An 8,822-nucleotide genomic window follows, 5' to 3' on the forward strand; every position below is an offset into this window, starting at 1 on the left:
GGTGAACCGGGGAGGTTTGCCATGTCCGCAGCCGTGCCGCTTTGCGAAGACTTCAACGCCGACGCTCTGCGCCATCTGGCCAAGACGAGCCGGGATGCCGGGCAGAGCCGGCGTCTTCTGGCGCTGGCGACGATCTACGATGGCGGCAACCGCACGGACGCGGCCCGGATCGGAGCGGTGGGCCTGCAGACGGTGCGCGATTGGGTGTTGGCCTTCAACGCCGATGGTCCGGTTGGCCTGATCGACGGCAAGGCACCGGGGCAGTGGCCCAAGCTGAACGACGACCAGCGCCGGGCGCTGGCCGCGATCGTCGAGCGCGGTCCAGACCCGGATCAGGACGGCGTCGTGCGCTGGCGGCGCACGGATCTGGCCGCCTGGCTCCATGCGCGCTTCCGCGTCAGCCTGGACGAGACCACGGTCGGGCGCGAGTTGCGGAAGCTCGGCTTTGCCAAGCTCTCCGCCAGACCCCGGCACTATGCCCAGGATCCGGCCGCGCTGGCGGTGTTTAAAAAAGCCTGCCCGCCGCGCTGAGGGCGATCCGCGCCACGCTGCCGGTCGGCACGGACATCGAGCTGTGGTGGCAGGACGTCCTTCGAGAGCCTCAGGATGAGGGCTCGCGTCGGCCAGAAGAACACCCTGCCACGTCGCTGGGCGCGTCGCGGCACGCGGCCCACAGCCCCCAAGGATCAGCGTACGGAGTATGCCTACATCTTCGGAGCGATCTGCCCTGAGAAGGGCAAGGGCGCCGGCCTCGTCCTGCCCCGCTGCAATGCGCAAGCGATGAACGCGCACTTGGTCGAGATCAGCCTCGCCGTCGATCCCGGCGCCCATGCCGTGCTGATGCTCGACGGCGCCGGCTGGCACGTCGCCGGCGACCTCGTCGTGCCCGACAACATCACACTGTTGCAGCTCCCAGCCCGCGCTCCGGAACTCAATCCCGTCGAGAATGTCTGGCAGTTCATCCGCGACAACTGGCTCGGCGACCGGATCTTCACATCCTACGAGGACATCGTCGACCGCTGCTGCGGCGCCTGGAACAGGCTCACCGATCAACCCTGGAAGATCATGTCCATCGGACTGCGCGAATGGGCTCATCGGTTATGATCAGCGCTCGTTGGTATAAGGTATCCTTGGTGATGGTCAGCGGCGCGAGCCTGTTCGGCGGCATTGGTCTCGGCGTTGATGCGTTCAACTCCACAGCCGATCGCAGCGTGGCACTAGATGTTTGGTCCCGGGATTTGGTGGAGCGGGTTTGACCTGAAGCGACTGGGCTCGACGGACCATGCTTTGCAGATGGCCTCGTAGGGCGTGAGACCCCGCAGGGTCTTCAGACGCCGGCCAAAGTTGTAGGCGCTGACGAAGTTGGCCAAGTGAGCACGAAGCTGCTCGTGGCTGTCATAGTGGTAGCGCTTGACCGTCGCGTCCTTGATCGTGCGGTTTATTCGCTCGACCTGCCCATTTGTCCAGGGGTGCCGTGGCTTGGTCAGGCGATGGTCGATATCGTTGCGGGCACAGGCGAACTCGAAGCTGTGGGCGCGGAAGGTCTCTCCGGCGGCAATCGCCTCCTTGATGATGGAGGCGGCCGAGGCAACGTTGCCGGGTGTCGTGAAGTGGGTGCCATTGTCGGTGAGCACCGTGTGCACCTTGTAGGGCACCGCCTCGATGAGATGGCGGAGGAAGTCCCCCGCAACCCTCCGCGTTGCCTTTTCATGCAATTCTACGAAGGCGAACTTGGTCGTGCGGTCGATGGCGACGAGCAGGTAGAGCCGCCCTTCCGTCGTGTGGACCTCAGCCAGATCAATGTGGAAGTAGCCCAGCGGATAGGTCTTGAAGCACGAGCGCTTGGGCTTGTCGCCGTCGACCTCCGGCAATCGGCTGATGCCGTGGCGCTGGAGGCAGCGATGCAGCGACGAGCGGGTCAGATGTGGGATCGTGGCCTGGAGCGCGTAGAGGCAGTCGTCGAGGGGCAGGAGCGTGTGACGACAAAAGGCGACCACCACCGCCTCATCCTCGGGTGACAGCACCGTCGAGCGAGGAGCCTTCGGCCCCGTGCACTGATCGGCGACTGAGGTCCGTTTCTTCCACTTGGCAACCGTCTTTGGGTTGATTCCGTAGCGCTTCGAGAGGGCCCTCAGGCTCGCTTCACTATGCTAGTTCGCTCGACGGACCGCCTCCGTCGTTGTGGCGCTGCCGTGAAGAACTTGGCCCATAGCGCGTCCCTCCACTCCGGCGTGAAGAGTGCCCCATCAAACCCTGGGATCAAACATCTAGCACTACTTTGGCAGACTGATGTCAGGGTGGCTGATCGAGTGCCGCGTCACAGTGCGGGCATCGTCGCGGTGATGGCCGGTTGAGATGATCCAGGATGGCCTGCCGGATCGCCGGCATCGAGGGTTGGGGCGGTGGGCAGGCGATTCTTTTTTTCCGACCCGCTGCTGCGAGGCGCCGGGACTGGAGGAAGGCGTAGGCCATCATCGTCATCAGCGCGTGTCGATGCAGCCCGGTCCAGGAGCGACCCTCGAAGTGGTCGAGGCCGAGTTCCTCCTTCATCTGCTGGTGGGCCTGCTCGCAGATCCAGCGCGCCTTGATCGTGGCGGCGAGCTGCTTGAGGGTGGCGTCGGCCGATAGGTTCGAGAGGTAGAACTTGCGCTCGCCCGCGCCGCGCCCCTCGCGGACCAGCCAGACGGCTTCCCCGGGCAGGTGCTGGTTGCCTTTTAGGCCGATCCGCTGGGTCGGACCATCGGCCATCCGCACGCGTAGCGCACAGAAGCGGGCTCGCAGCCGACCCTTGGTACCGTGTCGCCAAGTCACGGATCGGCCGGTCATGTCCGCCAGGATCGTCTCAGCCGCGACCGAGACCTGATCCGGCACGTGATGCTGGCGCGGTCACCCACGCCCCGCGACGGGGAAGATCATCGCCACGTCGGCCGGGTAGACCTTGCTGCGTCCCGAGATCCCGACGGCCCATCTCAAGCCGCGCTCGCTCAGGGCCTGCCGGAACAGGGCGGAGCAGCCATAACCCGCGTCGGCCAGCACGCAGCCGAAGCGCACGCCACCCTCTCGGACCCGGTCGATCTCCGCGAGGGCGATCTCCAGCTTGGTGCGGGCAGCGCGCCGATCCCCGTAAACGCCGGCCAATGCTATCCGATGCGGATCGCCCGTCCAGGTTTCGGGCAGGAACAGCACCAGGCCGACCGCAACGGGCACCTCGCCCCGCGCCAGCGTGAGCGACACCAGCGTCTGGCAGTTGGCGGTCTTGCCCAGCGTCGTGGCGTATTGCGGCGCGGCCCCGACCGAGCGGTTGCCCTTCTTCGGCAAGGCGGTGTCGTCGACGACGAGGAACGCATCCGAACCGCCGACCAGGCGATCGGCCTCGCCGAGAAACGCCTGCTGCAACGGCGCCTTGTTCCAGATCCCGGCCGCGATGAAGTGGTGCAGCCGATCATAAGGCACGCCATCGGCCCGCGCCGCCATCGGCTGGACGCTCTTGCGGTCGCCCAGGCCGATCAGCCCGGCCACGTAGAGCGGGCACATCGCCAGGCGCGCCGGATGCGACAGGCCCGCCAGGAACGGCTGCAGCCACCGATCCAGATCGTCACGCCACCCGCCAGCACCTGACATCGCGATCACCCACGCCCGTAGCGGTGGCTTGCGAATCCTCGAAAACCTGCCGTGTTCCCTTAGTCTGCCAAAGCATTGTTAGTTGTCCGGTTGCGGAACGTTGTTGGGATACAGCACGTTGGGCGATCGCGTAGCACGCTTGGCGTTTTGAGGGATCGCGCCGCGCTACGACCGTCAGGAGGGGCCGCTGATGCTTGCCATCCACCCGAACGCCCGCACCACCCCAGCTGTGCGCGCTGAGATTGCCCGCTCCTCTGAAGCCTCTAGCGTTCTGGCCCGGCGCTACGGCGTCTCGGCCGAGACCATTCGCAAGTGGCGGCATCGCGGTCCCACCGACTGCCGGGATCGCTCAGCCCGACCCCACAAGTTGCCCTGGCGTGCCACCGATGAGGAGCGCGCCATCGTGTGCGCGCTCCGCCGCAGCACCGGCTTTCCCCTCGACGCGCTGACCTTCGTCGTCAGCCACTTCCTGCCACACCTAAACCGGGATTCCGTCTATCGCATCCTCAAGGCCGAGGGCCTCAATCGCCTGCTGCCGTCCGAGCAGGCCCGCAAGCCGCACGGCATCTTCAAGGACTATGAGGTCGGCTTCGTGCACGTCGACGTCAAACACCTGCCCAAGCTGCGGGATCGAGACGGCGTCACCCGCAAGCGCTACCTGTACGTCACCATCGATCGCGCCTCGCGCTTCGTCCACCTCGCCGTCAAGGACGACGAGACCGCAGCCTCGGCTGTCGCCTTCCTAACGGAAGCGCTTGGTGCCTTTTTCCTTCCGGGTCACCCATCTGCTCACTGACCGCGGCTCTTGCTTCACCGCCGACGCCTTCGAGGCTGCCTGTGAGCGCCATGCCGTGCAGCATCGCAAAACCCGGCCCTACACGCCGAAGACCAACGGCATGGTCGAGCGCTTCAATGGCCGCGTGCAGCGCGAGGTGCTGGGCATTACCCTCTACAGCCACCGCGACTTGGAGACCGCCCTGCGCGGCTTCAACGCGGCCTACAATCGCCTATGCCAACGCGTACTGAAGGGGCTCTCGCCCGAAATGATCCTGCGTCAGCGCCTCGAAGCCGATCCCGCCCTGGTCAACCCCGCCTACACACCGCTCAAGCCCGGCATCCTCCGCAAAGCCCTCCAAATCGTTGCAGACGCCAAGGAGGTCTCACAACCAGACAGTTAGTCTCGCCCGCCCTTCCCCGCTTCAGGCGAGGACCTCCCAGTAGAGCCAGGACCATTCGTTCCGATCGAGGATACTTTGCCGGTAGGCTCGTTATCTTCGCATCAAGTTCGTCGAGCCGAGCCGTGAGCAGCGGCGATGCCGTGACTGTGACATTCCCCGTCAACGTGCCCGAGCCCGTCACTTCGCCCGACACGGAGACAGGCACTTGGCTCTTAACCTCCGCCTCGATCGGACCTTGCGGCGCGGCCGGCCCCTACTAAATGCTCGGCTCCATCCCGAGGTTCGCAGGCCGCGCTGGCGGAACAGGCACCGTCATGGTCACGGGAGGCAGCATCCGCTTGTCGCCGGCACCGAAGCCAAGGAGCATTTGCGTCTGCATGTTCGGCCCGTCGAGGAGCTGGCTACCGGCTGTGCCGACGGCGGCAACGTGCCCGACGCCGAGCTTGACGATCTCCTGCTGCCGTCATGTTCGGGTTCCATGTCGAATCATGTCATTGGCCATCTCGTGTGGGGAGGCCGTCACAAAATCGCGACAGGCGCTAACCTATTGAAATATCGCAACCCTCGTAGATGGCGTAAGAGCGCGAAGAAGCCGCTCGAAGGCGGCAATTTCCTATTGAGATCAATATTTTATAACTGTCTTACACTTGAATTAATATAGTTAAGCTCAGCTTCGAACGCATCTGCATCAGTTCGTCGATGCCTACAACCATGCTCGCAGGCTCAAGACTTTACGCGGCCTGACGCCTATTCAGCTCGCCGGGAGCGCCTGGACGAAAGAGCCCGATCGTTTCAGGATCGACCCGTTCAAACTTCATTCTGTAACCACACACCTATGACAGACGATCAACAACGGTTCAGTAGAGGTTCAAATTCATTCGCAGTGCATGCGGCGAAATCCTCGGCCGAAGATTTAAAACTTCTATTACTCCCTTGGCAGAGCATGGGGGCTCCCACCGGCGTTTATGCATGTTCGTCGATGTAGCTAGTTAGTCAGACTAGCAATAATGTGATACATCCGTCGGGCATGCAAAAGTCATGCATTAAAAATCATAGTTTTGCGATAAAGGAAAGAATATCCGATGTCTAAAGAAAGATTTCCTTCAGATTACGGCCATCAAGGAACTTTCGATTATGCTCATTATATTGATTCCGCGGCTCCACGGCGTGGGTTGTTTCGCGAAGAGTGTCAATTCTATCATACTATAGATTTACCAAAGGTCGGACTTATTACTGGCGATGGTGGGGGTAAATGGGATCTTCGCCCTCATATTAGTGATTTATTGAAGAATGTACCGTTAGATGGCAAGAGTATTCTAGAGGTCGGCCCCGGAAGCGGATTTTTAACGCGCGAGATGGAGCAACGCGGAGCTAATGTTACATCCGTTGAAGCACCTTTTGAGCATCATTGGGACATTATACCTTTTCCAGGTTGTCGCGAAAGATGGGGTCGAGCCGCTCAAGAGGCATGGACTCTTTGCACGAACTCATGGTGGTTCACCCATGAACATGCGCAACTGGTTGCGAAAATGATATACTTGAGCGCAAATGATGTTCGACCCGAAAAAGTCGGCAAACATGATGTATCATTGATGTCTAATATGCTTTTACACAATAGAGATCCTCTTCGTATTATTACCAATTGCGCGGATTGCGCTGAAGAAACTGTAGTGATTATTGAGCAGTTCAACCATGATCTTGAGCAAATTGATCAGCCGCTCTGTCGTCTCGATCCTATTGTTAATCCAAAGCCCGGAGAGGAAAATTGGAACGTTTGGTGGAGATTTAATAAGAAGTTTTTTGTCAACTTTCTCAGAATAATGGGATTTGTCAGATTTGAGTCCCATGATTATAATGTAAATTGGGGTGAAGTGCCAATACCTACGTTCACGCTTGTGGCACATCGCAGTTAGATTTGATTCGGCAATGTAGCGTCTGCTAACCGAATCAGACTTTTCAGCTCTACAAAGGCCTACTCGATCGGGTTGAAGTCGGGCGAGTAGGTCGGTAGATAAAGAAGCTTCGCTTTAGACCGCCTTGAAATGGTTCTAACTTCGTTTGTGGTCCAAGTTTTACCCCTGTTGCGGGGCTTCGATAGCCTGGGTGGCGAAAAACGCTCGGGGTCGAGACACCGAGCATCATATGGAATCTGCCCTTTTGTAATTACCACCGCTGTATTCGCGGGAATCAGGCGCCGATGGTCTTGAGGATGGTGCCGAAGGGGATCGCGCCCGCGAGGCTTGCGGTATCAACGACGGTGCGGATGGCGGCTTCGCCCTTGGCGGCCCACATTGCCTGTTAGGCGTTGGTCACCTTCAGCTGCACGACTGCGGGGCGCAGAAGTCGCTCCGAGCCGTTGCTGGTTGGCTCGACCACACCGGGATGGGCGAGGAAGACCAGGAGTTGGCCGAGCGCCCAGCCGATCTTAGCCTGGAGGCATTTGGTCAGATCGCAGCCACTCGGCGTGGCGAGGATGACGCCGAGTTGTCGATTCAACGACCGGCGCTTGGCTGCCAAGGTCGAGGTGGCCAAGTCGATGACGCGCTCGGCCAGGGCGGACAAGGCGTGCAGCCAGAGTTGCAATCGCCAAGGCACTGGGTCGTCGCTGACCTCGACGACGTCGGGGACGTCGCGAGCGGACACCTCGAAGAACTGAACCGCGCCGGCTTTCCCAGAGGCTCCAACGCTTGAAAGCATGGAGCCATGACGAAGCGAACCCCACCGTATTCCCCTGAGGTCCGTGCCCGAACAGTGCGGATGGTCCTGGACAACCAAGGCGAGCATGCCTCGCAATGAGCAGCGATCACCTCAGTCGCGGCCAAGATCAGCTGCTCGGGCGAGACGCTCTGGAACTGGATGCGGTCCGAATACGGACGAGGGCGAGCGGATCAAGACGCTAGAGCGCGAGAACCGCGAGGTGCGGCAGGGCAATGAGATCCTGCGCAAGGCCAGCGCGAATTTTGCGATGGCGGAGCTCTACCGCCCTTCGCGGACCTGATCGCCTTCATCGACGACCATCGCGCCATCTACGGGGTCGAGCCGATCTGCAGGGTGCTCCCGATCGCCCCGTCGACGTCTTACGCGCATGCCGCCGTCGCCATCAACGGGCTCGGTGCGCGGCTCGGCACCACAGCTATCCCGGTGGGTCCGAAGGGCTATCGTGAGCTTGAGGTCTGGGCGCGTACCTTCGGATGCGTCCGCGCCTTCGGTATCGAGGGCACGAATTCCTACGGCGCGGGTCTCTCGCGTGCCCTTGTGGCGCAGGGGCACACCGTGATCGAAGTCAACCGTCCCAATCGGCAGTCGCGCCACCAACATGGCAAGAGCGACCCGCTCGACGCCGAGAGCGCAGCGCGTTCCGTGCTCGCCGGCCAGGCCACGGCGCGTCCCAAGAGCGGCACCAGCGCCGTGGAAATGATCCGCCGGATCAAGGTCGCGCGTGACACTGCCGTGAAGAGCCGGACACGGGCCATGATCACGCTCAAAACCTTGATCGTGAACGCGCCAGCAGCTCTGCGTGAACGGCTCGACCACCTCGCCGGTCGCGTGGCCCTGGTTCACCATCTGGCTGCTCTACGCCTTGGCCCGCTGACATCGACGATCGCGTCAACCAAGGTAGCTTTGAAGGCTCTCGCGCGGCGCTGGCTCATGCTCGACGCCGAGATCAAGGAGCATGACTCTGCTCTCGATGCCCTGACGGACACCTGCGCGTCGGGCCTGAAGGCGGCCTTCGGCATCGCGACCGGCACGGTGGCCGAGATGCTGATTCTCGTCGGCGACAATCCCAAGCGCATCCGCTCGAAGGCGGCCTTCGCAAAACTATGCGGGGCCTGCCCAGTCCCTGCCTCCAGCGGTAAGACGAACTGGCATCAGTTGAACCGTGGCGACAACCGACAGGCCAATGCCGCACTCTACCGTGTCGTGATCGTCCGCATGCGCAGCCACCCGCCGACCCTCGCCTACCTCAGCAAGCGACTCGCCGAAGGACTGACGAAACGCGAGTGTGTTTCGGCGTGCAACTTT

At 61.7% G+C, this 8,822-nt stretch carries 2 protein-coding genes, 7 pseudogenes and 1 other annotated feature; of the genes and pseudogenes, 5 read left to right on the top strand and 4 right to left on the bottom strand.

The window, feature by feature from the left end; genetic code table 11:
- Positions 1 to 21: 21 nt before the first annotated feature.
- Positions 22 to 1,104: pseudogene (locus MFF07_RS10425) on the top strand (IS630 family transposase).
- Between the two features lie 113 nt (positions 1,105 to 1,217).
- Here MFF07_RS10425 and MFF07_RS10430 read toward each other — a convergent pair.
- Together MFF07_RS10430 and MFF07_RS10435 are read right to left on the bottom strand one after the other, a co-directional pair.
- Positions 1,218 to 2,210: pseudogene (locus tag MFF07_RS10430) on the bottom strand (IS481 family transposase).
- A gap of 107 nt (positions 2,211 to 2,317) precedes the next feature.
- Positions 2,318 to 3,621 (bottom strand): annotated as a pseudogene (locus MFF07_RS10435) (IS701 family transposase).
- Between the two features lie 190 nt (positions 3,622 to 3,811).
- On the opposite strand from MFF07_RS10435, the pseudogene MFF07_RS10440 reads away from it, so the two are divergent.
- A pseudogene (locus MFF07_RS10440) lies at positions 3,812 to 4,799 on the top strand (DDE-type integrase/transposase/recombinase).
- 1,082 nt (positions 4,800 to 5,881) lie between these two features.
- Positions 5,882 to 6,712: a class I SAM-dependent methyltransferase gene (locus MFF07_RS10445; protein WP_238231829.1), complete on the top strand. Its 831-nt coding sequence runs from the start codon at positions 5,882 to 5,884 to the stop codon at positions 6,710 to 6,712.
- A gap of 62 nt (positions 6,713 to 6,774) precedes the next feature.
- Here the strand turns inward: MFF07_RS10445 and MFF07_RS22695 are convergent.
- Positions 6,775 to 6,852, bottom strand: a pseudogene (locus MFF07_RS22695) (transposase); the annotation flags it as partial.
- 134 nt (positions 6,853 to 6,986) lie between these two features.
- A pseudogene (locus tag MFF07_RS10450) lies at positions 6,987 to 7,436 on the bottom strand (IS66 family transposase); the annotation flags it as partial.
- Between the two features lie 66 nt (positions 7,437 to 7,502).
- On the opposite strand from MFF07_RS10450, the pseudogene MFF07_RS22700 reads away from it, so the two are divergent.
- Positions 7,503 to 7,892, top strand: a pseudogene (locus MFF07_RS22700) (IS3 family transposase); the annotation flags it as partial.
- Positions 7,752 to 7,868 (top strand) — a sequence feature (AL1L pseudoknot). Its footprint overlaps the pseudogene before it by 117 nt.
- A gap of 42 nt (positions 7,893 to 7,934) precedes the next feature.
- Positions 7,935 to 8,822: transposase (locus tag MFF07_RS22705; protein WP_373322307.1), on the top strand; the 888-nt coding region annotated here is incomplete at its 3' end.

The sequence above is a fragment of the Methylobacterium thuringiense genome (assembly GCF_022179645.1).
Taxonomy (GTDB): domain Bacteria; phylum Pseudomonadota; class Alphaproteobacteria; order Rhizobiales; family Beijerinckiaceae; genus Methylobacterium; species Methylobacterium thuringiense.

Bases quoted from the DNA above. Each gene is read 5' to 3' on its own strand.
- MFF07_RS10445 (WP_238231829.1), top strand. From the start codon at position 5,882: ATGTCTAAAGAAAGATTTCCTTCAGATTACGGCCATCAAGGAACTTTC.